Source organism: Micromonospora rhizosphaerae (assembly GCF_900091465.1).
Classification (GTDB): domain Bacteria; phylum Actinomycetota; class Actinomycetes; order Mycobacteriales; family Micromonosporaceae; genus Micromonospora; species Micromonospora rhizosphaerae.
Map to the genome: position 1 here is coordinate 21,338 of NZ_FMHV01000002.1, position 24,328 is coordinate 45,665.

The window sequence follows — 24,328 nt, forward strand, 5'->3', positions numbered from 1 at the left end:
CGCCTCAGCCCGTCGGCACCGTCTCGCCTCGCTGGGGCTCGACCCGGTCCCCCGCCCCAGGTGGCCGGTCGATGGACGGCGGCCGATCCAGCTCCCGCCAGGCCGGCGCGACGAACGGCGCCAGCGTGACCAGCAGGTACGCCCCGCCGAAGAGCAGGCAGGCGACCGGCAGCGCGAGACCGGCCGCCGCCCAGCCGGCGAGCAGGCCACCGAGCGGGATGCCGGCCCAGGAGATGGCGTGCGCCGGGCCGAGCACCCGGGCGCGCAGCGCCTCCGGGACCCGCTCGTAGACCAGCGCGCCGAGGATCGGGTTGACCGCGGCGATGCTCAGCCCGGCGACGAAGGAGATCAGGTAGACGGACCAGAGCCGGTCGAGCGCGGCCAGCGCGATGAACCGGGGCGCGCCGGCGACCAGGAAGCCCACCGTGAAGACGGCGAACCGGGGCACCCGGGGCGCGACGGCGGTGAAGACGACGTTGCCGAGCACGGCGCCGGTTGCGAACGACGCGGAGAGCACGCCGAGCGCGGTCGGCGTACCGGCCACCTCGCGGGCCCAGAGCGGGGCCAACACCGAGGAGTAGGCGGCGTCGGCCAGGTTGGTGACGAAGAGCAGCAGGGTCACCGCGCCCATCAGGCGTTCCCGGTAGAGGAAGCGCAACCCCTCGGCGAGCGAGGCCAGGTATCGACGGAATCTGTCCAGGCGCGCACCGTCGCCGGGCAGGTCGGTCCGGCCTGCGGCGACGATCCTCGGATCGCCGTCGACCGCGGCCGTCCGGCCGGCCGGGCGGACCCGGGCCGGCACCGTAGCGGCGATCACCACACCGGCCAACAGGAAGCTCGCCGCGTCCAGCGCCAGCACCGTCGCGGCGTCCAGCGCGGCGATCAGGATCCCGGCGAGCGGGGCACCGAGCAGCGTGGCCAACCGGCTCAGCCCGTCGTGCAGGGCGGTGGCCCGGGTCAGCGCCATCCCCGAGGCCGCCACGGTCTCCGGGAAGACGACCCGCTTGGCGGTGTCGCCGAACCCGCGCAGCAGCCCGACCGCGGCGATCAGCCCGAGCAGGGTTCCGAAGTGGAGGTGGTGCAGTCGGTACAGCAGCGGCACCGCGGCCAGCGCGGCGGCGCTCGCCAGGTCGGCCAGGACACTTACCCGGCGAGCGCCGACCCGGTCGAGCAGCGGGCCGCCGAGCCCGCAGGCCAGCACGTACGGCAGCATCTCGGCGAAGGCGACCAGGCCGGTGCGGGCGGCGCTGCCGGTGGTGACCAGGGTGAACCAGGGCAGCGCGACCATGCTCATCCGGCTGCCGATGAGTGAGATCAACTCGGCGGCGAGCAGCCCGACGAGCGGCGTGCGGCGGCGGGTCACGATTCCTCCGTCCCGGTCACGAACGGCATGAGCTGGGCCTGGAGCACCACCGGCCGGGCCTCGGGCGGTGCTTCGCTCTCCGGCTCGTCTCGGCGGTACCGCTCGAGCAGGGCGAAGAGCTCGTCGTGCAGCCGGGCCGCCTCGGTCGGGGTGAGCCGGAGCCGCCAGTTGCTGAGGGTCGTCGCGTCGGACCACTCGTCCGGCAATGCTGGAAGCTCGCTCAGCCAGCGGTCGACCCGCTCGGCGTACAGGGCCGCGATCGCGCGCAGGTACGTTTCCGTCTCGGCCGGCGCCGCGTGGCCGACCGCGCCCTCCAGGACGGTGTTGCGGTGCGCCGCCCGCCACCAGCGCTCCCGGCCGACCGTCCGATCAGGATCCTCCACCACGAAGCCGTATTGGGCGAGCTGGCGGAGGTGGTAGCTGGTGGCGCCGGTGGACTGGCCGAGCCGATCGGCGAGCAGTGTCGCGGTGGCGGGCCCCTGCTCGCGCAGCAGGTTGAGGATGCGGACCCGCAGCGGGTGGGCGAGCCCGCGCAGCGCCGTGGGGTCAGGTCTGATCTCCTTCGCCATCATATTGGCAAAGATATCTTTGCAAAGATTCCTTTGCAAGCCCTTCTCCGGGGCGGTGAACTGATCGGGTCGGTGCTCCGTACCAGTGTCCGGATCGGGCGGCCGGCGGGTTCGGTCGTCCGCGACGCACGGGTTGGGTCGGACCGAGGAGGCACCGCAGCAATGGCACCGCTCAGATCCGCACGCCGCCGACCAGCGCACCGGGTGGCGGTGCTGCTCATCACCCTCGTCGCCGGGCTCGGCGTGCTGCCCGGGGTGGCCCTGGCCGCGCCGGGTTCGCAGCTGAACGCCGCCGACATGACCCTGCTCAACGGCGTACGGCTGGCCGGGCTCTGGGAGATGCCGGCCGGCCAGATGGCCGCGGAGAAGGGCCAGTCGCGGCGGGTACGGGAGATCGGGGCGGAGATCTCCCGACAGCACGGCGTGCTCGACCAGCTCGTGGTGGACGCGGCCAACAAGCTGGGCGCCACCCTGCCCACGGAGCCGACCGCCGAGCAGAAGGGGTGGCTGGTCGAGATGCAGAACGCCAGCGGTGCCCGCTTCGACCAGATCTTCGTGACCCGGCTCCGGGTCGCGCACGGCAAGATCTTCCCGGTGATCGGCGCGGTCCGGGCCAGCACCCGGGACGCCACCGTCCGCAAGCTCGCGGACGAGGCCAACAAGTTCGTCTCCGACCACATGGCGATGCTGGAGAGCACCGGGCTGGTCCGCTGGCAGCAGCTGCCGCCGGCCGCCCTGCCCCCGGCGCAGAGCGACTCGCTCGTCGCGGCGGCCGCCGCCAACGTCGGCGGCGGCGGCGGCGTGGAGGTCAGCACCACGGTCGTCTGGCTGGTCTTCCTCGCCGCCCTCGGCACCGGCGGCATCGCCACTTACCGCATCCTCCGCCGCACCTGACTCGCATCGCGGCGGGACGGCTGGTTAGGAGGGGCCCCCTGCTATACACGAGGCGTTAACAGGGGGCCCCTCCTTGCACCTCAGCCGTGCCAGGAGCGCCAGAGGGCCGCGTACGAGCCGCCGGCGGCGACCAACTCGTCGTGCGAGCCCAGCTCGGCGATCCGGCCGTCCTCGACCACCGCCACCCGGTCCGCGTCGTGGGCGGAGAAGAGCCGGTGCGCGATGGCGATCACCGTCCGCCCCGCCAGCACGGCGGCGAGGGACCGCTCCAGCTCCCGGGCCGCCCGCGGATCGATCAGCGAGGTGGCCTCGTCGAGCACCAGGGTGTGCGGGTCGGCGAGCACCAGCCGGGCCAGGGCAAGCTGCTGCGCCTGCGCCGGGGAGAGCGGGTGCCCGCCCGAGCCGACCACCGTGTCCAGCCCGTCCGGCAGCGCCTCCGCCCAGCCCAGCGCGTCGACGGCGGCCAGCGCGGCCCGGATGTCCGCCTCGGCGGCGCCCGGTCGGACCATCGCCACGTTCTCGGCCAGGGTGCCGATGAAGACGTGGTGCTCCTGGGTGACCAGCGCGACGTGCGTACGCAGCTCGTCCAGGGGCAGCTCGGTGAGGGATCGGCCGGCCACCGTGACCGAACCGGACCGGGGCTCGTGGACCCCGGCGAGCAGCCGGCCCAAAGTGGACTTTCCGGCGCCGGAGGGGCCGACCATGGCCAGCTTCTCGCCCGGACGGGGCACCAGGGTCACGCCGTGCAGCACGTCGTGTCCCGCGCGGTAGGCGTACCGGACGTCGCGGGCGGCGAGCCGCCGGTCCCCGTCCGCCGTGCCGGCCGCGGCGGTGCCGGGCGCGGACGCCGGCGAGACCGGGCCCTCGCCGGCCACGCCGAGCAGGCGGGCCATCGAGGCGCCGCCGACCTGCAGCTCGTCCAGCCAGGTGAGGAGCCGGTCGATCGGGTCCACCAACTGCTGCACGTAGAGGGTGGCCGCGGTGACCTGCCCGAGGGTGACCCAGCCCTTGAGGTGGAACCAGCCGCCGATCACCAGCGTGGCCGCCACCGGCACCACGTACCCGATCTCGGCCACCGGGAAGAAGACCGTCCGCAGGCGCAGCGTGTAGCGCTCGGCGGCGTACGACCGACGGATGTCGGCTTCGGTGCGGGCCCGGCGGCGGGCCTGCTGCCGCAGCGCCTCGGTGGTCCGCGACCCCTCGGCCGCCTCGCTGATCCCGTCGGTGATGTCGGAGTAGGCGGCGTTCTCCCGCAGGTATCCCTCCGGCGCCCGGCGCAGGTACCAGCGGGCGCCGGCCCAGAGCACCGGCACCGCGAGCAGGCAGGGCAGCGCGAGCAGCGGACCGGTCAGCAGCAGCGCGCCGAGGATGAGCACCACAGTGACGACCGCGATCAGCGTCTCCGGCACCGCGAAGCGGACCGTCCGGGACAGCGCGGAGACGTCCCGCGAGGTCCGGGTGAGCAGGTCCCCCGTGCCGGCCCGTTCCACGGTGGACAGCGGCAGGGCGAGCACCCGCTCGACGAAGTCCTCGCGTAGCTCGGCCAGGACCCGTTCGCCGAGCCGGGCCGAGGCCAGGTGGGCGAAACGGACCAGCACCGACCGCACCACCACGAACCCGGCGATGGCCAGCGCGATCCGGTCCACGGTGACGGTCGAGGTGCCGCGCGAGATCTCCTCCACCAGGTCGCCCAGCAGCCGGGGCGCCACCAGGCCGGTGGCGGCGGCGAGCGCGTGCAGGCCGAGCGCCGCGGCCAGGGGGCGCGGGTGCCGCCGGACGAGCGCACGCGCGTACCGGCGGACCTGGTCGACGTCGGCAACGGGCAGGGCCGTGCTCATCGGTCCTCCTCCCGGCTCACCGTGGCCGCGTACCGCGGCTCGGCGGCGAGCAGCTCGTCGTGCGGCCCCTCGGCCACCACCTTGCCGTCCTCCACGAAGACCACCTGGTCGGCCCGGCTCAGCACCAGCGGGCTGGTGGTGCAGACCAGGGTGGTCCGGCCGCGCCGGGCCGCGCCGAGCCGGTCGGCGATCCGCGCCTCGGTGTGCGCGTCCACCGCGCTGGTCGGCTCGACCAGCACCAGCGTCTCCGGGTCGGCGACCAGCGCCCGGGCCAGCCGCAGTCGCTGCCGCTGGCCACCGGAAAACTCCCGGCCGCGCTCGGCCACCCGGCTGTCCAGCCCGTCGGGCAGGGCGTCCACAATGTCGATCGCGCTCGCCGCGACCAGCGCCGCCTCGACCGTGGCGCGGTCGGCCGCGTCGTGCGGGTCCAGCTCCATTCGGAGCGGACCGGTGAAGAGCTGCGCGTCGTTGTCGGCCACCAGGATCCGCTCGCGCACCGTCGCCAGCGCCACGTCCCGCAGCGGTACGCCGTGCAGCGTCACGTCCGCGTCGACGTACCGGCCGAGCCGGTCGGCGATCGCGGCCGCCTCCTCCGGCGCGGTCGCGGCCAGCGCGGTGAACCGGCCCGGACTCAGCACCAGCCCCGACTCGACGTCGACCAGCTCGCCGGGCCCGGCGGGCAGCGGCACCGGGCGGGCCGGGTCGACCAGCCCCGGGGTGAGCTGGAGCAGCCGGACCACCCGCCGGGCGGCGACGTGCCCGCGGGTCAGCTTGTCGGCCGCCTCGGTGAGGTTGCGTAGTGGGTTGACCAGGAAGGCCGTGTAGCCGTAGAAGGCGACGAGCTGCCCCGCGCTGATCTCGCCGCGCAGCGCGAACCGGGCGCCGAGCCAGGTGACCAGCACCAGGAACGCACCGGGGAGCAGCACCTGCGCCGCCTCCAGCAGCGACTCCACCCTGGCCACCCGTACGCCGTCGGTGCGCAGCGCCTGGGACTGCGCCCGGTAGCGCGCGGAGAGGACCGGCTCGCCGCCCACCCCGCGGACCACCCGCAGCCCGGAGACGATGTCGCCGGCCCGGGCGGTCAAGCGGCCCTCCTGGTCGCGGTACGCCTGCTGCTGCCGGTGCAGCGGCCGGATCAGCAGCGCGACCACGCTCATCAGCAGCGGCACGCCGAGCACCACGACCAGCCCGAGCGGCACCGAGGCATCCAGCAGGATCACCGCCACGGTGACGATGGCGACGATCGCCCCGGCGCCCCGCGCGGTGATGTCGATGGCGCTGCCGATGTGTTCGATGTCGGCCGTGCCGATGCTGACCACCTCGCCGGCGGCGACCCGGCGGGGCAGGGCGGCGCCGAGCCGGTTTGCGGCGTCGACGGTCACCTGCACGGTCCGGTACGCGGCGGCGAGCCAGTTGTGCACCGCGCACCGGTGCCGGAGCATCCCGGCCACCGCCTGGAGCACGCCCAGCCCCAGCAGCGCCAGCCCCCAGCCCATCAGGGCGTCCGGGTCGCGGTGAGCGAGTCCGGCGTCGACGGCTCGGCCCACGGCGGCCGGCATCAACGCCTGGGCGACCGTCCAGACGATGCCGAGCACGATGCCGGCGCTGAAGATCAGCGGGTGCCGGCCGGCCAGCCACACCAGGTAGCGGGTGGCGGACCGGTCGTCGGGGGTGCCGGGATCGCCGGCCGGTGAGAAGCGCATGGCATGCCGACGCTAGGTGGACGCCATGCCGCCGCGCCAACGAATTCCCGCCGGTCAGCGGCCGGTGCGACGTATGTCGCAGAGCACGGGCACCGCGCGCTGCACGCTCCAGGTCTGACCCGCACCGGTCGACCGCCGGCGCCGCCCGGTCAGCGGTCGACCTGGGTGAAGTCCCAGGAGTGTGGCGGCCGGGCGACCAGCATCGCCGGCGGCTCGGGCAGGTCCCGGGGGGTGCTCCGCCACTTCGAGATCACCACCAGCCGGTGGTCGGTGGAGGAGAAGACCTCGCTGGACAGGTGCCGCGGGTCGTGCTCGAACTCGGGCAGGACGGTGTCGCAGACCCAGGTGATCAGGTCGGCGAAGCCGTACGGCTCGGCGCGCGCCTCCCACATTCGTACGATCACGTCACCCATCCCCCACCTCCGTTGCCGGCGGAACGTTACACGCTGACCATGGTCAGCGGCATGGCGGAGTCGGCGGGCAGGTCGAGGCGGCTCGGTGCGACGCCCGAGGCCACCAGGTGCGAGCCGAGCGCGGCCACCATCGCCCCGTTGTCCGTGCAGAGCCTCGGCCGGGGCGCCCGGACCTGGATGTGGTGCTTCGCCGCGCGGTGCTCGGCCATCGCCCGCAGCCGGGAGTTGGCCGCCACTCCCCCGCCGATCACCAGCGTGTCGATCCCGTTGGTCCGGCAGGCGTCCAGCGCCTTGGTGACCAGCACGTCGCAGACCGCCTCCTGAAAGGAGGCGGCGACGTCGGCCACCGGCACCGGCTCGCCGGCCCGCTGCCGGGCCTCCACCCAGCGGGCCACCGCGGTCTTCAGGCCGGAGAAGGAGAAGTCGTACCGGTGGGTGGCGAGATCCTTGGCCGCGGTGAGCCCGCGCGGGAAGGCGATGGCCGCGGGGTCGCCGGCGCGGGCCTCCCGGTCGATGTACGGGCCGCCGGGGAACGGCAGGCCGAGCAGCCGGGCGACCTTGTCGAACGCCTCGCCGGCCGCGTCGTCGATGGTCGCGCCGAGCGGGGTTACCCCGCGGGCCAGATCGTCGACGAGCAGCAGCGAAGAGTGCCCGCCGGAGACCAGCAGGGCGACCGCCGGCTCGGGCAGCGGCCCGTGTTCGAGGGTGTCGACGGCGACGTGCGCGGCGAGATGGTTCACCCCGTACACCGGCTTCTCGGCGGCGAGCGCGTAGCCCTTCGCCGCCGCCACCCCGACCAGCAGCGCGCCGGCCAGGCCCGGCCCGGAGGTCACCGCGATCGCGTCGATGTCGGCGAGGCTCACCCCCGCCTCGGCGAGCGCCCGGTCCATGGTCGGCACGATGGCCTCCAGGTGGGCCCGGCTGGCCACCTCCGGCACGACACCGCCGAACCGGGCGTGCTCCTCGACGCTGGAGGCGAGCGCGTCGGCGAGCAGGCTGTGTCCGCGCACGATGCCCACGCCGGTCTCGTCGCACGAGGTCTCGATCCCGAGGATCAGTGGTTCATCAGCCATGGCGACCTGTCTCGTCTTCCGTCGGCTCCGCCACGCGCTGCATGACCAGCGCGTCGGTGTTGCTCGGTTGGTAGTAGCCGCGCCGCACCCCGATCGGCTCGAAGCCGTACAACGCGTAGAGCTTCTGCGCCGGGGCGTTGTCCGCCGCGACCTCCAGCAGCGTGCTGCGGACGCCGCGCCGGGCGGCCTCGGCGAGCAGTGCCTCCAGCAGGGCGCGGCCCACGCCCCGGCGCTGGGCGTCCCGGCGGACCGCGATGTTCTGCACCCATGCCTCGTCCGGCGGCGCCACGGCGAGTCCCGCGTAGCCCAGCAGGTCGCCGCTGTCGTCCGTGGCGATCAGGTAGTAGTGCCCGTTGGCCAGTTCGTTCCAGAACATCGCCGGCGACCACTGCTCGACGCCGAAGAGGTCCGCCTCGATCGGCAGCACCTCGTCGATGTGCCACCAGCGGAACCGGCTCAGCCGTACCGGGCTCACGGCAGGACCGGCTTGCGCCCGGCCGCCGCCACGGCGTCCGGCCGGCGCAGGTAGAGCGGGGTGAGCCGGTCGCCGGGGGCGCCGGCCCGGATCCGCTCCGCGGCCAGCGCGGCCAGCGCCGTCGCGTCCGGGTAGCGCGGCTCGGCCCGCAACGGCAGGCCGAGGATGTCGGCGTACCGGTGGGCGCCGTCACCCACGGCGACGGTGACCGCCAGGCCGCGGGCCCGTTCGGCGGCGACGGCGGGAACGTCCACGTTCGGCCCGGCGATCCGCTCGCCGGCGCCGTCGTAGACCGCCCAGTAGATCTCCTTGCGGCGGGCGTCGCTGGCGGCGAGTACGGGCTCGCCGGCCGCCACCGGGTGGCCGAGGCCGTCCAGCGAGCACACTCCGTACGTGGGGATGCCGAGCACCTGACCCATGGTGGCGGCGGTGACCAGACCGACCCGCAGCCCGGTGAACGGGCCGGGGCCGAGCCCGGCGACGATCGCGGCCAGGTCGCGGGGGCGCGCGTCGGCGTCGGCCAACACCGCGTCGACCTGCGGGGCGAGCAGTTCACCGTGCGCCCGGGCGTCGACGGTGCACCGCTGCGCGCGGGCCGCGACGCCGTCCGCCGAGACCTCGACCAGCGCCGCGGTCACCGCGGGCGTCGAGGAGTCCACCACGAGTACGAGCACGGTATGCCAGCCTAGTCGGCTCCCCGCTCATGCCCGGTCACACCCCGTCCCAGGCCGGCGCGAGGCGCCTGCGCGAGGCGCTGGATGGTCGCTCTCCCGTCTCCTCCCCGTTGGGCAGCATGCCCGGGCAGAGGCCGATACAGGCGTGAGGCTCGCGCCCTACCATCACCTCGTGAGCGATATGACTCTGAGGCATGAATATGACGGAGAGGCATATCGCTCTCTGCGGCGAGTCATGATCCGGTGGTGACCGAGAGTCGTCTCGCCACGCCTCTTCGCCGCGCTCGACCTGCAGCTCGCCGTCGCCATCGAGCCGCTGGACAGTCACCTCGACGCCAGGATGGCCGAGCTGGCCGCCCGGCCGTTGGCCGACCTGATCGACGACCTGGGGCTGGATCGGGTGATCGAGCGCCTCGGCGATCTGCCCCACCTGCTGACCGAAAGCACCGCCGCGCTACTTCAGGGCGCGCCCCTCCCGGTCGACGGGGTGGAGATCGCGCTGCGCTGGCGCGACTCGGGCCGCTTCACCGCCTGGCTCGAGGCGGCGTACGGGCAACGCTGGAACGCCCGATGGGAGGAGTTCGGCGGCCTGCCGCCGCGGCTGGCCGGCGGCGCGGGCCGGGCGGGGTCAGCCGGCTGAGCGCTCCCAGTCGACGGTGGGCAGGCCGGCGTCGGCGAGGGCCTTGTTCGCCGCGCTGAACGGGCGGCTGCCGAGGTAGCCGCGCGGGTTCATCGGGCTCGGGTGGCCGGCCTCCAGCACCACGTGCTGCGGGTTGGTGATCAGGGCCGCCTTCTTGCGGGCGTACCCGCCCCAGAGCAGGAAGACCACCCGCTGGTCCAGCGCGTCCAGGGCCCGGATGGTGGCGTCGGTGAACTCCTCCCAACCCTGATTCGCGTGCGAGCCGGGGGTGGCCTGCCGGACGGTGAGCACCGCATTGAGCAGCAGCACGCCCTGCGCCGCCCAGCCGCTCAGGTTGCCGCTGCGCGGCTTCGGCAGGCCCAGGTCCTCGCCCAGTTCCTTGAAGACGTTGCGCAGCGACGGCGGCACGGTCACCCCGTCCCGGACGCTGAAGCTGAGCCCATGCGCCTGCCCGGCCTTGTGGTACGGGTCCTGCCCGAGGATCAGCACTCGGCACCCCCGGAGCCCGCACAGCCGGTAGGCCGAGAAGAGGTCCTCGACCGGCGGGAAGACGGTATGGGTCGCGTACTCCCAGGCGACGAACTCGGCCAGCGCCGCCGTGCGGGCCGGGTCCAGGTGCGGCGTCAGCACCGCCCGCCAGTCGTCGGGGAGCAGCGCCAGCAGGTCCAGCGTGGGGGCGTCGTCGGGCATCGGCAACCTTTCGCCTGTCGGGTCGGTCCGGGGCACTGTAGGCAGCGGGTACGACAGCCGTCAGTCAAGGGTGGCCAGGCGCTGCGGCCAGTCGCCACCGACGGGCTCCAACGTCACCACCCGGGTGTCGTCTTCCCGCCGGTCGATGCGGACCCGCAGGTGGGCGTCGGTCAGCTGCTCGACCATCCCCTCGCCCCACTCGACCACGGTCACCGACTCGTCCACGGAGGCGTCCAGGTCGAGGTCGTCGATCTCGGCACGTGGGTCGGCGGCGTCCCCCAGCCGGTACGCGTCGGCGTGCACCAGCGCCACCCGGCCGCCGCGCGTCGGGTCGGGACGGTGCACCCGGGCGATCACGAAGGTCGGCGAGGTGATGTCGCCGCGCACCCCGAGGCCGGCGCCGATGCCCTGGGTCAGCGCGGTCTTGCCGGCGCCCAGCGGGCCGGTGAGCAGCAGCAGGTCACCCGCGTGCAGCACGCCGGCGAGCCGCCGGCCGAACTCGTGGGTGTCCTCGACCGTCCGCAACGTGACGACGACCGTCACAGCCGCTCCAGAAAGCCTGCGAGGGCGGCGTTGACCTCGTCGGCGTGCTCCAGCATCACCACGTGCCCGCTGTCGTGGATCTTGACAAACTCGGCGTGCGGCAACCGCCGGACGATCTCTTCGGAGTGGGTCACCGGCGTGATCATGTCCTTGTCCCCCACGATCACCAGCACCGGCGTGCCGGCCAACGCGGCGAGCGCCGGGAACCGGGAGTGGGTGGCCAACGTCCGCAGATAGCGGGTCACCGTGTCGGCGGAGGTCCGCGAGTTCATCGCCTCCACGTACGAGACCAGCGCCGGGCTGGGTTTCGGGGTGCCGAAGCCGTACCTGCGGGTCAGCAGCCAGGCGACGTTGGTGGTGGACTTGCGGGCCTTGTCGATCACCGTGCCGCCGTACCGGGTGGCGTTGCTCATCATGAAGAGCACCGGCCCGCCGACCCGGCCGAGCAGGGCCGGCGCCACCAGCTTGGTCTCGGCGAGCAGCCCGCCCGAGGTGGCCATCAGCACCGTGCCGACCACCCGGTCGCCGAACAGCTCCGGATAGAGCTCGGCCAGGGCCATGATCGTCATTCCGCCCATCGAGTGGCCGACCAGCACCAGCGGGCCCTCGGGCGCGGTCCGGTCGATCACCCGGCGCAGGGTCCGGCCCAGCGCGACGAGGTCGTAGTCGCCGGTCTCCAGCCGGCCGGAGCGGCCGTGCCCCGGCTGGTCGTAGGCCACGATCCGGTAGTCGCCCCGCTCGGCGAGCATCTTGCGCTGGAAGTGGAAGGTCCCCATGTCCAGGCAGAAGCCGTGCACCAGGATCACGGTCGGATGGCCGGAGACCGGCCGGGTCGGCTCCACCACCTCGACGTGGATGTCCGTGCCGTCCGGCAGCTCCAGCCGGAACGACTCGTCGTACCGCTGCTGGTCGAAGACCTCCTCGGTGTACGGGTCGGTGGGGTCGGCCTTGAGCCGGCGGACCAGGACGCGCTCGCTCACCACGCCGGCGGCGAGCCCGGCGGCGGCGACGCCGACGGCGGCGCCCACCACGCCGGCGACCTTGCCCGCCGCGCTCCGGGGCCGGGGGATGCGGAACCGGGGCGACGGGGTCACGGCCGCTCGCCGTCGTAGACGCGGGGCACCCGGACCCCGCCGAACCGGGTCACGATCTCGTAGTTGATCGTGCCGGCGGCCTCGGCCCAGTCATTGGCGGTCGGCTCCCCGTCGGCGCCGCTGCCGAAGAGCGTCGCCACGTCGCCCGCGGCCACCTCGTCGTCGCCGCAGTCCAGCACGAACTGGTCCATGCAGACTCGGCCGGAGATGGTCCGTCGCTTGCCGCCGAGCTGCACCGGCCCGCTGTTGGAGGCGTGCCGGGGCACCCCGTCGGCGTAGCCGAGCGGCACGACCGCCAGGGTCGCCTCCCGCTCGGTGAGGTAGGTGTGCCCGTACGAGACGCCGGTGCCGGCCGGAACCCTCTTGGTCAGCATCACCCGGGCCCGGGCGGTCATCGCCGGACGCAGCCCGAACGTCTCGCCCGCCACCGGGGAGAGGCCGTAGATCGCGAGCCCGGGCCGGACCAGGTCGAAGTGGGTGTCCGGGCGGGTCAGGGTCGCGGCGGAGTTGGCCAGGTGCCGGTAGCGCGGGCGCAGCCCGGCCCGCTCGACCATGGCCAGCCCCTCCTCGAAGACGGCGAGCTGCCGATCCGTGGTGGGGTGGCCGGGCAGGTCCGCGTACACGAAGTGGCTCCACACCCCGACCACCTCGACCAGGCCATCGGCCTGGGCCTTCGCGGCCGCCTCGAGCAGGGTGGGCCAGTCGGCGACGGTCGCCCCGCCCCGCGACAACCCGGTGTCGATCTTCAGGTGCAGCCGGGCCGGGCGGTCCGCCCGGCGGCCCGCCTCGATCATCTCGTCGAGCTGCGGCAGGCTGGCGGCGGCCAGGTCGACGCCGGCCGCGACGCCCTCGTGCAGCGGCAGCCCCGGGTCGAGCAGCCAGGCCAGCACCGGCGCGGTGATCCCGGCGGCGCGCAGGCCCAGGGCCTCGCCCAGCGTGCAGACGCCGAGCCAGTCCGCTCCGGCGTCCAGGGCCGCGCGGGCGGCCGGGACCATGCCGTGGCCATACCCGTCGGCCTTCACGACCGCCATCAGCTCGGCGCTGGTGCCCGATTTCAGCCCGGTCACGTTGTCCCGGATCGCGTCGAGGTCGACGCGTACCTCCGACTGCCACATGACCCCCAGCCTACTTCCCGGGTGATCACGGTGGGCCGACCCGCGCGGGTCAGGGCAGCCGGGCGAGCACCGGGCGCAGCGCGGTGGCCACGTCGGGCGCGGTCACCGGTCCGGTCCGGGCCGCCTCCCGACCGGCCAGCCCGTGCAGGTACGCGGCCGCGGTGGCCGCGCGGTCCGCCGGCAGCCCGGCGGCGAGCAGCGAGCCGAGCAGGCCGGCGAGCACGTCGCCGGTGCCCCCGGTGGCCAGCGCCGCGGTGCCGGTCGGGTTGACGTACGCCCGGCCGTCCGGCGTGCCGATCACCGTGCGGTCCCCCTTGAGCAGAACCACCGCGTTCATCCAGGCGGCCAGCCGCAGCGTCGCCGCCGCCCGGTCCGCACCCGGCGTCTCCCCGCAGAGCCGGGTGTACTCCCGGTCGTGCGGGGTGACCACGATCGGGGCGTCCCGGTCGCGCAGCCGGTCCGCCATCTTGCCGTCCACCAGCAGGGTCAGCGCGTCGGCGTCGAGCACCACCGGCACCGGCGCGGCGAGCACCGCGCGCAGCTCGGCGGCGGCCTCCTTGCCGGTGCCGAGCCCGGCGCCGCAGACCCAGGCCTGCACCCGGCCGGCGTCCGCGACCCGGCCGGTGGCGATCACCGACGGATGGTGGTGCAGCACCTCCGCCCGGGCGCCGCCGGCGTAGCGGATCATGCCGGTCGGGCCGGCCAGCGCGCCCGCCACCGAGAGCACGGCCGCCCCCGGGTACGTCGCCGACCCGGTCGCCAACCCGACCACGCCCCGGTTGTACTTCTCCGATGCCGGGCCGAGTTGCGGCCACCAGTCGACCACGTCCGACCACTCGGTCACCCGCAGCGCGGGCGACCCGCGGAGCCACGGTTCCAGCCCGATGTCGACCAACTCGACCTGCCCGGCCAGCGCGGCGGCCGGCCCGACCACCAGGGCCGGCTTCAGCGCGCCGAAGGTCACCGTCACGTCGGCGCGCACCGCGCTGTGCCGACCGGACGCGGTCAGCGGCACGTGCCCGGTGTCCACCGCGACCCCGCTCGGCACGTCCACCGCGACCACGGTCGCCCGGGTGCCGTCCCGCCCGCAGTGCCGCACCAGGCTGGCCGCCAGCTGCTCGGCGGTGTCCCGGAGGCCGCCGGTGCTGCCGATCCCGACGATCCCGTCGAGCACCAGGTCGACCATGGCCGGGGGCCGGTCGACCAGCCGCCCACCGGCGGCCCGCAGCGCGGCCAGCCCCTCGGCGTGCGCCCGGCCGGGGGTCAGCAGCAGGGCCGACACGGCGGCGCCGCGCCGGGCCAGGTGGGCGCCGGCGTACAGGGTGTCGCCGCCGTTGTCGCCGGAGCCGACCAGCAGCAGCACCCGCGCCCCGTACAGGCCGCCCCGGTCGGCGAGGAGCAGCGCGCAGCGGCGGGCCAGCCCGGCGGCGGCGCGCTTCATCAGCGTCCCGGGCGGAAGGGTGGCCATCAGCCCCGCCTCCGCCGCGCGTACGTCCGCGACCCGCCACACCGGTTTCATGCCCACCCCGTCCTGTCCCCCCGGGCGGACCGGCCGCCCGCCCGGCCGATCAGCGTTCCGCGACCACCATCGCCGAGGCGATCCCGCCGTCGTGCGACAACGACAGGTGCCAGCGGTTGATCCCGCGTTCGAGGGACGCCGCGGCCACCGTGCCGGAGACGGTCAGCCAGGGACGGCCGTCCGGGTCCGGCACGATCTCGCAGTCGTGCCAGCTCAGCCCGGCCGGGGCGCCGAGCGCCTTGGCCACCGCCTCCTTGGCGGCGAAGCGGGCGGCCATCGACTCCGGCGAACGCGGGTTGCCGGAGCGGGTGTACCGCTCGGCCTCGGTGAAGAGCCGGTCGGCGAGCAGCGGCGTCCGCGCCAGGGACCGGGCGAACCGGTCCACCAGCACGACGTCGATGCCGACAGCCACGATCACGAAGCTCACCCTACCGGCGGGCGCGGCCGAAGATTAGCCACCGGCTCCGCTGTGGGCAACGCCTGTGGACAACCCCCGGGTACGACCACCGCCCGTTGTCCACAGGGCCGGCGCTTCAGGTGCCGCGCTGCCTAGCGTCCGCACCGTTGCCCGCCCGGCCTCGGCCCTCGCCGACGCCGGGCGTCGATCCGCCGCCGACCGAGTCGACGGCGCCGGGACACGGGGAGTTCGATGACCGAGGAGCCCTTCGCCGTCGAGCCCGAGCTGCTTCGCGAGGTCGCGCGGGCGCTCGGCGAGGACGCGTACCGGCTGGCCCACGGGCTGGCCGGGGTGTCGGGGCTGGTGCCGCCCGCCGACGGATGGCTCGCCGGGGTGGCGCTGGCCGAGCTGGAGTCGGCGGTGCACCGCTGGTGCGGGGGCCTCGCCGCCCGGGTGGCGGCGACCGCCGACGCCGTCCGCACCGCGGCGGAGGGCTACGAGGCGGTGGACGACCGGGCCGCGCGCCGGCTGGCCGGGCTACCCCGGTGACCGGGCACGCCCCGATCCCGGCCCGACGCGCCCCGCACACACCGTCCGGGGGCGCCGCGCCGCAGCCGGTCGGGTACGCGCAGCTCTGGTCGGCCGACCCGGCCGGCTGGGCCGCGGCAGGGGCGGCCTGGCGCGGGCTGACCGCTCCGGTGCAGCGGCGGGCCGGTGAGCTGGACGCCCGGGGGGCAGCCCTGCGCCCGGGCTGGTCCGGCGGGGCGGCGGTCGCGGCGGACGGACGGCTCACCGGCCTCCGGACCGAGCTCGATGCGGTGCTCCCCGCCCTGATCGAGGTCGACCAGGTGCTCGCCGAGTTCGCCACCCGGCTGAGCGGGGCGAAGGCCCGGCTCGCCGCGGCGGTCGCGCTCGCCGACGCCGGTCGGGTGCTGATCGACCGGTCTGGGCGGGTCCGGGCGGATCCGGCCGTGCCGCGCCCCGTCGAACGGGCCGGTCCCGGGGTGGCCCAGGTGGCGGCCGCGGTGCGCGAGGCGCTGGCGCTGGCCGGGGCGGCCGACCGGGAGGCGGCCGGCCGGTTGGCCGAGCTGTCGGCCGCGTCCGGCGTGGGCTGGGTGAGCGTCCCACCCGCCGGGCGACCGCCGGCCGGTGCCGGCCCTGCCGAGGTGAGTCGCTGGTGGGCCGGGCTCACGCCGGCCGAGCGGCGGTGGCTGGTGTTGCACGAGCCGGCCCGGATCGGTCGCCTCGACGGGGTGCCGGTGGCGGCGCGGGACCAGGCCAACCGGCTGCTCCTGGCCGACCAGCGGGAGGCGTTGCTGGCGCAGGAGCGACGGCTGCTGCGCCGGGCGCCCCTCGGGCCGCTGGAGGTGGCCCGGCTGGCCCGGGTGATGGGGGCCCTGCGCGGCCTGGACGGGCTGGCCGAGCGGTTGGCGGCACCGGGGTCACCCCGGGCGTACCTGCTCGGGCTCGATCCGGCCGGCGACGGGCGGGCGATCGTGGCACTGGGCAACCCGGACCGGGCCGACGCGGTGCTGACGTACGTGCCGGGGATGACCGCGGACCTGGCCGACGCCCGCGGCGAGCTGGGCCGGGCGGCCCGGGTGCTGGACCGCTGCACTGCGCTCGCCCCGGCCGAGGAGACCGCGGCCGTGCTCTGGCTGGACTACGACGCGCCCGACTTTCTCCACGAGGCGGCGTGGAGTGGTCAGGCCCGGGACGCGGGGCCGGCCCTGCATCGGTTCCAGGAGGGGCTGCGAGCCTCGCACGAGGGCCCGCCCGCTCGGCAGACCGTGCTCGGCCACAGCTACGGGTCGGTGGTGGTGGGCACCGCCGCCCGCGACCACGGGCTGAGCGCCGATGCGCTGGTCTTCGTGGGCTCGCCGGGGGTAGGCGTGGAGCACGCCGCCGAGCTGCGGATGCCGCCCGGGCAGGTCTGGTCGAGCACCGCGCCCGACGACGTGATCCGGCTGGCCCGGCCGCCGGACGAGCTGGCCCGCAGGGCGGTGCTCGGCGCGACGCCCCTCGGCCCGGCAGCGGGGCTGCTCGACCGTACCGACCACGAGCTCTGGTTCGGGCACGACCCGAGCGACCCGGGCTTCGGCGGCCGGCGCTTCCCCAGCGGCCGGTACGGCCACACCGGCTACTGGGACCCCGGCAACCCGGCGCTGGACGGCATGGCCCGGATCGTGCTGGGCCGATGAGCGGGCGCGGCGACGACGGAGCCCCCTGTCCGCGGGCGCGGGGCAGGGGGCTCCGGGGGCTGTTCGGATGGGCCGGTCGACTACTCGACGGTGACCGACTTGGCCAGGTTGCGCGGCTGGTCGACGTCGTGCCCACGGGCGGCGGCGATCTCGGCGGCGAGCACCTGGAGCGGCACCGTGGTCACCAGCGGGGCCAGCAGCGTCGGCGTACGCGGGACGTAGATCAGGTGGTCGGCGTAGCGGACGACCGCCTGGTCGCCCTCCTCCGCGATCACGATGGTCCGGGCACCGCGGGCCCGCACCTCCTGGATGTTGGAGACGACCTTGTCGTGCAGCAGGCCGCGGCCGACCGGCGACGGCACGATGCAGATCACCGGCGTGCCCTTGTCGATCAGCGAGATCGGGCCGTGCTTCAGCTCACCGGCGGCGAAGCCCTCGGCGTGCATGTACGCCAGCTCCTTGAGCTTCAGCGCGCCTTCGAGGGCCACCGGGTAGCCCACGTGCCGGCCGATGAACAGCACGGTCGGCTCGGATTTCAGCTCACGGCCCAGCTCGCGGACCGGCTCGATCCGGTCCAGCAGCTCGCGCAGTTTGCCGGGCATCTCCTGGAGCTGGGCCACCACGGCGCCGACCTCGTCGGCGAACTTGATCCCGCGTACCTGGGCGAGGTGCAGCCCGATCAGGTAACACGCGACGACCTGGGTGAGGAACGCCTTGGTGGACGCGACCGCGATCTCCGGGCCGCCGTGCGTGTACAGCACCGCGTCGGACTCGCGCGGGATGGTGGAGCCGTTGGTGTTGCAGATGGCCAGCACGCGGGCCTTCTGCTCCTTGGCGTGGCGCAGCGCCATCAGCGTGTCCATGGTCTCGCCGGACTGCGAGATCACCACGATCAGGGTGGACCGGTCCAGCACCGGGTCGCGGTAGCGGAACTCGCTGGCCAGCTCCACCTCGCAGGGGATGCGGGTCCAGTGCTCGATGGCGTACTTGGCGACCAGGCCGGCGTGGTAGGAGGTGCCGCAGGCCACGATGAAGATCTTGTCGACGTCGCGCAGGTCCTGCTCGCTGAGGCGGACCTCATCGAGCGCGATCTCGCCGCTCTCGGTGAGCCGGCCGAGCAGCGTGTCGGCGATGGCCTGCGGCTGCTCCTCGATCTCCTTGAGCATGAACCAGTCGTAGCCACCCTTCTCGGCGGCCGACGAGTCCCAGTCGATGTGGAAGTCCTTGCCGGTCGCGGGCTGGCCGGCGAAGTCGGTGATCTCGATGCTGTCCGGGGTGATCAGTACGATCTGGTCCTGGCCCAGCTCGACCGCGTCGCGGGTGTGCTCGATGAACGCGGCCACGTCGCTGGCCAGGTAGTTCTCCCCGTCACCGCGGCCGACCACCAGCGGCGAGTTGCGCCGGGCGCCCACCACCGCGCCGGGGATCCCGGCGTCGACGGCGAGCAGCGTGAAGGCACCCTCCAGCCGCTGGCAGACCACCCGCATGGCGGAGGCGAGCAGCTGCGGGCTGTCGACCTCGCCGGCCGAGCGCAGCTCGGCCAGCGCGGCGGAGAGCAGGTGCGCGGCGCACTCGGTGTCGGTGTCGCTGGCGAACTCGACCCCGTCGGCCTCCAGCTCGGCGCGGAGCTTGGCGAAGTTCTCGATGATGCCGTTGTGGATCACCGCGACCCGGCCGTCGGGGGCCAGGTGGGGGTGGGCGTTACGGTCGGTTGGGCCGCCGTGGGTTGCCCAGCGGGTGTGCCCGATGCCGGTGGTGCCGTCGCCGATGCCGATCGGGCTGGCGCCGCAGGACTCCGGGTCGGCGGCCGCCCGCTCGGCGAGCACCTTCTCCAGATTGGCCAGCTTGCCGGCCTTCTTCTCGGTCAGCAGCTCGTCCTCGCAGACGATGGCGACGCCGGCTGAGTCGTAGCCGCGATACTCCAGTCGCCGCAGTCCGTCCAGAACGATGCCCAGCGCCGGGCGCCCGCCGGCGTAACCCACGATTCCACACATGGGTGGCAGCCTAACCCAGTTTCGCTCATCGCGGGTGCTCGGAAGGCCGGTAAACGATCACGGAATTTGAGCGATCAGGTGAACGCGGACCAAGCATCAGACAAATCCCCTGCCGTCGGTTCGGGCCTGCATGAGGGACCTCCGATGGTGTCCCCGACGTACATTGAGGGCCCCGACCTGGGTGCCGTGCCGACTGACGCCGGGTCGGACCCCACCATCCGCGGTCGTCCGCGCCCGTTCCCTGCGGAGCTGAGCGATGTCCGAGGCGACACCATCCCCCGACCCGCGACCCCCGGCCGGGCCGGGCCCGAGCGGCCCGGCCGCCCCCGCGCCGTGGGCACCGCCCGACCCGCTGCCGGCGCCGAAGCCCTGGGCCACGCCCGATCCGTGGCCCCTCGCCTGGTCGCGGCCCGCCGCGGAAACGCCGCCCGCCCCGGGTCCCCACGCCACCGCCGCCGGACCGCCCGTCCCCACCATGAGCCCCGACGCCACCGCCGCCGGCTCGCCGCGCGCCACCCAGCCGGCGTTCGGCACCTTCCCGCCAGCACCGCTCGGCGCGCCGACCGCCGCCGTTCCGCCACCCGGCACGGCGGCGCAGACCTTCGGGTATCCCTCGGATTCGCCGCCCTTCGCGCACCCCTCGGCGCCGGCGACGCGCGGCGGGCGGACTTCCCGGATCTGGATCGCGGCGCCGACGGTGGTGGCGATCCTCTTCTGCGGCTGCTTCGGCGTGGGCGTGGTGGCGCGCCTGTCGGAAGACCCCCAGGTGGTCGAGGAGCCCAGTCTCCACGACCCGAACCAGGGCTGGACCGAGCCGCCCGCCGAACCCACCCTCTCCCCGACGCCGGCCCGGACCCAGCGGCCGGTCACCCGCCCGACGGCCGGGCCCGCCCCCGTGACGGTGGTCTACGAGGTCACCGGGGACGGCCGGGCCGACATCTCGTACTTCGACGCCGAGGGCGACCTCATCCACGTCGACGGCGTGCAGCTACCCTGGCGGATCACGATCCGCACCGACGGGAAGAGCCGGGTCATGGTGGAGGCCACCTGGTCCGCCGGCGCCGACCTGCCGATCAGCTGCAAGGTGACCGTCACCGGGGCCGGCGCACCGGTCGTCGACGCGGTCGACGGGATCTGGCGCACCACGTGTGCACCAGAGTGAGGATGGAGGCTGACGACGTGGGCGATGGGAGCCCGACCGACCCGAGAGACCCGGCCGCCACGCCGTGGGCGCCGCCAGATCCGCCGGCCGCGTCAGCCGAGCCGACGCCGGTCCGGACCGGGGACGCCCCGGACCGACCGGGCGGTCCACCCCGCGCGGGGGAGCGGCGGCGGCCGGCCGGGGACGGCAGGACGACCACGATCGTCCTCTCGGCGTTCGCCGTCGTGGTGCTGGCGGTCTGCGGACTGCTCGCGGTCGTCAGCCTGCTGGTCAACCTGCCGGTCCACCCGTTCGGCGACGGCCCGCAGGCCAGGGAGCCGCGGCAGGAGGTCCCGGTCGCCCCCGCCGGGTCCGGGGACACGGACGCGGGCCAGGCGCGGTCCGAACCGCCCTCACCTCACCCGACGCCCAGCCAGCGGCCCGCCTCGACCCCGTCCAACGGACCGGGCCGGTTCGCAGTGAGGTACGAGGTGACCGGCCAGGGGCCGGTGGACATCCAGTACCAGGACGCGAACGGTCTGCTCGTCCTGGTGGAACGAGTCTCGCTGCCCTGGCACCGGCAGATCCGCACCGACGATCCGAGCCAGGCGTCCGTCATGGCCTACAAGGTCGACGACAAGGGCGGACGGAGCATCGCCTGCGCGCTCACGGTCGACGGCCGCCCACCGGTCGCCGAGTTGACCGGCGACGGGGGCTGGCGGGTCACCTGCGGCGCTTGACGGCGGGGTTGAAGTGTCCGGGCAGAGCCGTAGGCTGGCGCGCGTGACGACGACCGCGAACGTCGACCCGCTGGTGGCCCGGATGCGGCCGTTCGGGACCACCATCTTCGCCGAGATGTCCGCCCTCGCCGTGCGCACCGGCGCGGTCAACCTGGGCCAGGGATTTCCGGACACCGACGGCCCGCCGGAGATGCTCGCCGCGGCGGCCGAGGCGCTGCGCTCCGGGCAGAACCAGTACCCGCCGGGCCCGGGCATCCCGGCGCTGCGCGCGGCCGTCGCCGCCCACCAGCGCCGGTTCTGGCAGCTGGAGTACGACCCGGACGGCGAGATCGTGGTGACCGCCGGCGCCACCGAGGCGATCGCGGCCAGCATCCTCGCCCTCTGCGAGGCGGGCGACGAGGTGGTCTGCTTCGAGCCGTACTACGACTCGTACGCCGCCTCGATCGCGCTGGCCGGCGCGGTCCGCCGCCCGGTCACCCTGCGCCCCGGCGACGACGGCCGGTACGCCTTCGACCCGGAGGCGCTCCGCGCCGCGTTCGGGCCGCGGACCCGGCTGGTGCTGCTCAACTCTCCGCACAACCCGACCGGCAAGGTGTTCACCCCGGATGAGCTGGCGCTCATCGCCGAGCTCTGCCAGGAGCACGGCGCGTACGCGGTCACCGACGAGGTGTACGAGCACCTGGTCTTCACCGACGCCGCCGCGTCGCACGTGCCGCTGGCGACGCTGCCCGGGATGCGGGAGCGGACGCTGCGCATCTCCTCGGCCGGCAAGACCTTCTCCTGCACCGGCTGGAAGGTGGGCTGGGTGAGCGGGCCGGCGGCGCTGGTCTCCGCGGTGCTGCGAGTGAAGCAGTTCCTCACCTTCGTCAACGCGGGTCCGCTGCAGCCGGCGGTCGCCGTGGCGCTCGCCCTGCCGGACGAGTACTTCGCCGACTTCGCCGATGGCCTGCAGCGCCGCCGCGACCAGCTCGTCGGCGGGCTCGCCGACGCCGGGTTCGAGGTGCTCGTGCCGGAGGGGACGTACTTCGTGACCGCCGACGTCACCGCGTTGGGCGGGCGGGACGGGGTGGAGTTCTGCCGGTCGCTGCCCGAGCGCTGCGGGGTGGTGGCGGTGCCGACCCAGGTCTTCTACGACGACGTCGAGGCGGGGCGGCGGCTGGTCCGCTTCGCCTTCTGCAAACGACCGGAGGTGCTCACCGAGGCCGTGACCCGGCTGCGCCGACTGGAGGAGAACGGATGACCGACGCGTACGCCGAGCGGGTCCGCCGGGTGACGGCGCTGCGCGGCTGCGACACCGTGCTCTCCGGCATCCGGCCGACCTCGGTCGCCGAGCAGCTTGACACCCTCCGGGCGGCCGCGACCGACGACCTGCTGCCCGACTTCTACGGCGAGGGCGGGGCGGTCGAGGCGGTGGAGCGCCGGGTGGCCGAGCTGCTCGGCACTGAGGCCGCCGCCTTCTTCCCCACCGGCACGATGGCCCAGCAGGTCGCCCTGCGGTACGGCGCCGAGCTGACCGGCCGGGACGCCGTCGGCCTGCACCCGCTGAGCCACCCGCTGCAGCATGAGCGGGACGCGTACGCCGTGCTCGGCGGGCTACGCGCGGTGCGGACCACGGGTGCGCCGTGCAACCCGACCGCCGACGAGGTGGCCGCGTTGGACGAGCCGATCGGCACGCTGATGCTGGAGCTGCCGCTGCGCGACGCCGGCTTCGTCCTGCCCACCTGGGACGAGCTGGTCGCGGTGGTCGGCGCGGCCCGGGCCCGGGGCGCCCGGGTGCACCTGGACGGCGCCCGGCTCTGGGAGTCCACCGTCCACCTCGGGCACTCGCTGGCCGAGATCACCGGCCTCGCCGACAGTGTCTACGTCTCGTTCTACAAGTCCCTGGGCGGCCACTCGGGCGCCGCGCTCGCCGGCTCCGCCGAGCTGATCCGGTACGCCCGGGCCTGGCGGCACCGCTACGGGGGCAACCTCTTCCAGCAGTGGCCGGCCGCCCTCGCCGCGCTGGCCGGCCTGGACCGGGAGCTGCCCCGGCTGGCCGGCTACGTCGCGCACGCGGAGCGGGTGGCGGAGGCGCTGGCCGGGCTGCCCGGCGCGCGGGTGCACCCGGCGCCCCCGCACACCCACCAGTTCCGGCTCTGGCTGCCGCATCCGGCGGACGCCCTCAACGACGCCAATCTCGCCCTCGCCGAGGAGGAGAAGGCCTGGTTCGTCGGCGGCTGGCAGGACACCGAGGTGGCCGGACTGGCGATGGCCGAGGTGACGGTGGCCGGCCCCGCCCTGGAGCTGGACGCCGACCAGATCACCGACCTCGCCGATCGCGTCATCCGCCGGGTGGCCACCGCCTGACCCCTGTTCGGGCCGGTCAGCCAGCGGCGCGGGCCGGGCCCTCCGTCGGCGCGGCGGTCCCGGCCCGCTCGTCAGCGAGGGAGGCGAGCAGCGCGCCGCCATCGGCCAGCAGCACCGACTCGGCGTCGTCGACAACGGCGAGGTCCGCCTCGACGTGCCGGCTCGCCGCGGCGAGCAGCAGCCCGACCACCGGATCATCAGCCCGCCGCCGCAGCCCGTCGAGGTTGCGCAGCTCGCGCATCAGGTGCCCGCGCTGGTTGGTCAGCACGGCCCGGACGGTCTGTGCGGACCCGGATCGGGCGGCGGCGGTGACCTTGAGGAAGAAGTCGTCCCGGAAGCCGCCGCTGCGGGGGCTCGGCTCGGCGAGCCAACGCTTCAATTCAGCTCGGCCGTCGGTCGTGATCTCGTAGACCACCCGGTCCGGCTTTACCGGCTGGGCCTGCCGTTCCGCGACCACCAGCCCGTCCCGGGAGAGCCGCTCCAGGATCTGGTAGAGGTGCCCGATGTTCAGCGGTCCCCACTGTGGACCGACCGCCGCCTCGAAGGCGCCCTTCAGCTCATAGCCGTAGCTGGGGCCACGGGCGAGCAGGGCCAGGACCGCGTGCTGGATCGCCACCGTCTCCTCCAATCCGCTCTTGCATTGTGACAATGTATCGCCCAGAGTATGAGGCAGCACACGGGGAGGCGCGAATGCTCGGCTTCATCTGGCGGCAGCTTCGTGGCCGTGCTGGGCGATCGGTGGCGCTGCCGGCCGGAGTGCTCGTGGCGACCACCGGCTTCGTCGTCCTGACCGGCGCCACCACCGCATCCCGCCTGAACGTCACCGGCACCGTGGAGCGGAACTCCCGGGCCGCGTACCACATCCTGGTCGGCCCGAAGGGACGCGCACGCCGCTGGACGCCGAGC

24 protein-coding genes are annotated in these 24,328 nt (G+C 74.7%); 8 read left to right on the forward strand and 16 right to left on the reverse strand.

Annotated elements, in window-relative coordinates; genetic code table 11:
- Nucleotides 1–4: 4 nt before the first annotated feature.
- Together GA0070624_RS00140 and GA0070624_RS00145 are read right to left on the reverse strand one after the other, a co-directional pair.
- Nucleotides 5–1,363, reverse strand: coding sequence for an MFS transporter (locus tag GA0070624_RS00140; protein ID WP_091335462.1), 1,359 nt, complete (start codon nt 1,361–1,363; stop codon nt 5–7).
- The gene (locus GA0070624_RS00145) at nt 1,360–1,935 is read right to left on the reverse strand and encodes an ArsR/SmtB family transcription factor (protein ID WP_218105087.1); all 576 of its coding nucleotides are present in this window, start codon (nt 1,933–1,935) and stop codon (nt 1,360–1,362) included. Before GA0070624_RS00145 ends, GA0070624_RS00140 begins: the two co-directional genes overlap by 4 nt.
- A 159-nt stretch (nt 1,936–2,094) precedes the next feature.
- On the opposite strand from GA0070624_RS00145, the gene GA0070624_RS00150 reads away from it, so the two are divergent.
- Nucleotides 2,095–2,826, forward strand: a complete 732-nt coding sequence (locus GA0070624_RS00150) for a DUF4142 domain-containing protein (protein ID WP_091335464.1) — start codon at nt 2,095–2,097, stop codon at nt 2,824–2,826.
- An 80-nt stretch (nt 2,827–2,906) separates the two neighbouring features.
- Here the strand turns inward: GA0070624_RS00150 and GA0070624_RS00155 are convergent, their stop codons facing one another.
- The 6 genes from GA0070624_RS00155 to tsaB all read right to left on the reverse strand — a co-directional run bounded on the left by GA0070624_RS00155 (nt 2,907) and on the right by tsaB (nt 9,002).
- Nucleotides 2,907–4,664: an ABC transporter ATP-binding protein gene (locus GA0070624_RS00155; protein ID WP_091335467.1), complete on the reverse strand. Its 1,758-nt coding sequence runs from the start codon at nt 4,662–4,664 to the stop codon at nt 2,907–2,909.
- Nucleotides 4,661–6,367 carry an ABC transporter ATP-binding protein gene (locus GA0070624_RS00160; RefSeq protein ID WP_091335470.1) on the reverse strand — a complete coding sequence of 569 codons (1,707 nt, stop codon included), beginning with the start codon at nt 6,365–6,367 and terminating at the stop codon, nt 4,661–4,663. The genes GA0070624_RS00155 and GA0070624_RS00160 overlap by 4 nt, the downstream gene beginning before the upstream one ends.
- A gap of 149 nt (nt 6,368–6,516) precedes the next feature.
- Nucleotides 6,517–6,771, reverse strand: a complete 255-nt coding sequence (locus GA0070624_RS00165; RefSeq protein WP_091347834.1) for a hypothetical protein — start codon at nt 6,769–6,771, stop codon at nt 6,517–6,519.
- Nucleotides 6,772–6,806: 35 nt separating this feature from the next.
- Nucleotides 6,807–7,853, reverse strand: coding sequence for a tRNA (adenosine(37)-N6)-threonylcarbamoyltransferase complex transferase subunit TsaD (gene tsaD, locus GA0070624_RS00170; protein WP_091335473.1), 1,047 nt, complete (start codon nt 7,851–7,853; stop codon nt 6,807–6,809).
- Entirely contained in the window at nt 7,846–8,328 is a 483-nt protein-coding gene (gene rimI / locus GA0070624_RS00175; RefSeq protein ID WP_091335476.1) for a ribosomal protein S18-alanine N-acetyltransferase, read from the reverse strand. The genes tsaD and rimI overlap by 8 nt, the downstream gene beginning before the upstream one ends.
- The gene (gene tsaB, locus GA0070624_RS00180; protein WP_091335479.1) at nt 8,325–9,002 is read right to left on the reverse strand and encodes a tRNA (adenosine(37)-N6)-threonylcarbamoyltransferase complex dimerization subunit type 1 TsaB; all 678 of its coding nucleotides are present in this window, start codon (nt 9,000–9,002) and stop codon (nt 8,325–8,327) included. The genes rimI and tsaB overlap by 4 nt, the downstream gene beginning before the upstream one ends.
- Before the next feature lie 340 nt (nt 9,003–9,342).
- Here tsaB and GA0070624_RS00185 point away from each other — a divergent pair, with 340 nt between their 5' ends.
- A complete protein-coding gene (locus GA0070624_RS00185; protein WP_091335482.1) occupies nt 9,343–9,642 on the forward strand; it encodes a hypothetical protein in 300 nt (99 codons plus the stop codon).
- On the opposite strand, the gene ung is transcribed toward GA0070624_RS00185, so the two are convergent.
- The 6 genes from ung to GA0070624_RS00215 are packed head-to-tail and all read right to left on the reverse strand — an operon-like array spanning nt 9,631 to nt 15,021.
- Nucleotides 9,631–10,332, reverse strand: coding sequence for a uracil-DNA glycosylase (ung, locus tag GA0070624_RS00190; RefSeq protein ID WP_091335484.1), 702 nt, complete (start codon nt 10,330–10,332; stop codon nt 9,631–9,633). The genes GA0070624_RS00185 and ung overlap by 12 nt on opposite strands.
- A 60-nt stretch (nt 10,333–10,392) precedes the next feature.
- Nucleotides 10,393–10,875 (reverse strand): tRNA (adenosine(37)-N6)-threonylcarbamoyltransferase complex ATPase subunit type 1 TsaE, encoded by a 483-nt coding sequence (gene tsaE / locus GA0070624_RS00195; RefSeq protein ID WP_091335486.1) that lies wholly within the window; start codon nt 10,873–10,875, stop codon nt 10,393–10,395.
- Nucleotides 10,872–11,969 (reverse strand): alpha/beta fold hydrolase, encoded by a 1,098-nt coding sequence (locus GA0070624_RS00200; RefSeq protein ID WP_091335488.1) that lies wholly within the window; start codon nt 11,967–11,969, stop codon nt 10,872–10,874. The genes tsaE and GA0070624_RS00200 overlap by 4 nt, the downstream gene beginning before the upstream one ends.
- The gene (gene alr, locus GA0070624_RS00205; protein WP_091335491.1) at nt 11,966–13,084 is read right to left on the reverse strand and encodes an alanine racemase; all 1,119 of its coding nucleotides are present in this window, start codon (nt 13,082–13,084) and stop codon (nt 11,966–11,968) included. Before alr ends, GA0070624_RS00200 begins: the two co-directional genes overlap by 4 nt.
- 49 nt (nt 13,085–13,133) lie before the next feature.
- Nucleotides 13,134–14,603 (reverse strand): NAD(P)H-hydrate dehydratase, encoded by a 1,470-nt coding sequence (locus GA0070624_RS00210; RefSeq protein WP_091335495.1) that lies wholly within the window; start codon nt 14,601–14,603, stop codon nt 13,134–13,136.
- Between the two features lie 49 nt (nt 14,604–14,652).
- A complete protein-coding gene (locus tag GA0070624_RS00215; RefSeq protein WP_091347837.1) occupies nt 14,653–15,021 on the reverse strand; it encodes a holo-ACP synthase in 369 nt (122 codons plus the stop codon).
- Between the two features lie 231 nt (nt 15,022–15,252).
- On the opposite strand from GA0070624_RS00215, the gene GA0070624_RS00220 reads away from it, so the two are divergent.
- Nucleotides 15,253–15,549, forward strand: coding sequence for a type VII secretion target (locus GA0070624_RS00220; RefSeq protein ID WP_091335498.1), 297 nt, complete (start codon nt 15,253–15,255; stop codon nt 15,547–15,549).
- A complete protein-coding gene (locus tag GA0070624_RS00225; protein WP_245718601.1) occupies nt 15,546–17,201 on the forward strand; it encodes an alpha/beta hydrolase in 1,656 nt (551 codons plus the stop codon). Before GA0070624_RS00220 ends, GA0070624_RS00225 begins: the two co-directional genes overlap by 4 nt.
- Before the next feature lie 80 nt (nt 17,202–17,281).
- On the opposite strand, the gene glmS is transcribed toward GA0070624_RS00225, so the two are convergent.
- Nucleotides 17,282–19,195, reverse strand: coding sequence for a glutamine--fructose-6-phosphate transaminase (isomerizing) (gene glmS / locus GA0070624_RS00230; RefSeq protein WP_091335501.1), 1,914 nt, complete (start codon nt 19,193–19,195; stop codon nt 17,282–17,284).
- A 256-nt stretch (nt 19,196–19,451) separates the two neighbouring features.
- On the opposite strand from glmS, the gene GA0070624_RS00235 reads away from it, so the two are divergent.
- The 4 genes from GA0070624_RS00235 to GA0070624_RS00250 are packed head-to-tail and all read left to right on the forward strand — an operon-like array spanning nt 19,452 to nt 23,422.
- Nucleotides 19,452–20,357, forward strand: a complete 906-nt coding sequence (locus tag GA0070624_RS00235; protein ID WP_141714908.1) for an MmpS family transport accessory protein — start codon at nt 19,452–19,454, stop codon at nt 20,355–20,357.
- Between the two features lie 17 nt (nt 20,358–20,374).
- Nucleotides 20,375–21,076, forward strand: coding sequence for an MmpS family transport accessory protein (locus GA0070624_RS00240; RefSeq protein ID WP_141714909.1), 702 nt, complete (start codon nt 20,375–20,377; stop codon nt 21,074–21,076).
- A gap of 43 nt (nt 21,077–21,119) precedes the next feature.
- Nucleotides 21,120–22,316 carry a pyridoxal phosphate-dependent aminotransferase gene (locus GA0070624_RS00245; protein WP_091335508.1) on the forward strand — a complete coding sequence of 399 codons (1,197 nt, stop codon included), beginning with the start codon at nt 21,120–21,122 and terminating at the stop codon, nt 22,314–22,316.
- On the forward strand, nt 22,313–23,422 hold the full coding sequence (locus tag GA0070624_RS00250) for a threonine aldolase family protein (protein ID WP_091335511.1): 1,110 nt from the start codon (nt 22,313–22,315) through the stop codon (nt 23,420–23,422). Before GA0070624_RS00245 ends, GA0070624_RS00250 begins: the two co-directional genes overlap by 4 nt.
- A 16-nt stretch (nt 23,423–23,438) precedes the next feature.
- Here the strand turns inward: GA0070624_RS00250 and GA0070624_RS00255 are convergent, their stop codons facing one another.
- A complete protein-coding gene (locus GA0070624_RS00255; RefSeq protein ID WP_176731537.1) occupies nt 23,439–24,038 on the reverse strand; it encodes a PadR family transcriptional regulator in 600 nt (199 codons plus the stop codon).
- Nucleotides 24,039–24,328 lie beyond the last annotated feature (290 nt).

Bases quoted from the DNA above. Each gene is read 5' to 3' on its own strand.
- GA0070624_RS00145 (WP_218105087.1), bottom strand. From the start codon at position 1,935: ATGATGGCGAAGGAGATCAGACCTGACCCCACGGCGCTGCGCGGGCTC.
- GA0070624_RS00160 (WP_091335470.1), bottom strand. From the start codon at position 6,367: ATGCGCTTCTCACCGGCCGGCGATCCCGGCACCCCCGACGACCGGTCC.
- GA0070624_RS00155 (WP_091335467.1), bottom strand. From the start codon at position 4,664: ATGAGCACGGCCCTGCCCGTTGCCGACGTCGACCAGGTCCGCCGGTAC.
- GA0070624_RS00210 (WP_091335495.1), bottom strand. From the start codon at position 14,603: ATGAAACCGGTGTGGCGGGTCGCGGACGTACGCGCGGCGGAGGCGGGG.
- glmS (WP_091335501.1), bottom strand. From the start codon at position 19,195: ATGTGTGGAATCGTGGGTTACGCCGGCGGGCGCCCGGCGCTGGGCATC.
- GA0070624_RS00250 (WP_091335511.1), top strand. From the start codon at position 22,313: ATGACCGACGCGTACGCCGAGCGGGTCCGCCGGGTGACGGCGCTGCGC.
- ung (WP_091335484.1), bottom strand. From the start codon at position 10,332: ATGCCCGACGACGCCCCCACGCTGGACCTGCTGGCGCTGCTCCCCGAC.
- GA0070624_RS00220 (WP_091335498.1), top strand. From the start codon at position 15,253: ATGACCGAGGAGCCCTTCGCCGTCGAGCCCGAGCTGCTTCGCGAGGTC.
- GA0070624_RS00150 (WP_091335464.1), top strand. From the start codon at position 2,095: ATGGCACCGCTCAGATCCGCACGCCGCCGACCAGCGCACCGGGTGGCG.
- alr (WP_091335491.1), bottom strand. From the start codon at position 13,084: ATGTGGCAGTCGGAGGTACGCGTCGACCTCGACGCGATCCGGGACAAC.
- GA0070624_RS00235 (WP_141714908.1), top strand. From the start codon at position 19,452: ATGTCCGAGGCGACACCATCCCCCGACCCGCGACCCCCGGCCGGGCCG.
- tsaD (WP_091335473.1), bottom strand. From the start codon at position 7,853: ATGGCTGATGAACCACTGATCCTCGGGATCGAGACCTCGTGCGACGAG.
- GA0070624_RS00185 (WP_091335482.1), top strand. From the start codon at position 9,343: ATGGCCGAGCTGGCCGCCCGGCCGTTGGCCGACCTGATCGACGACCTG.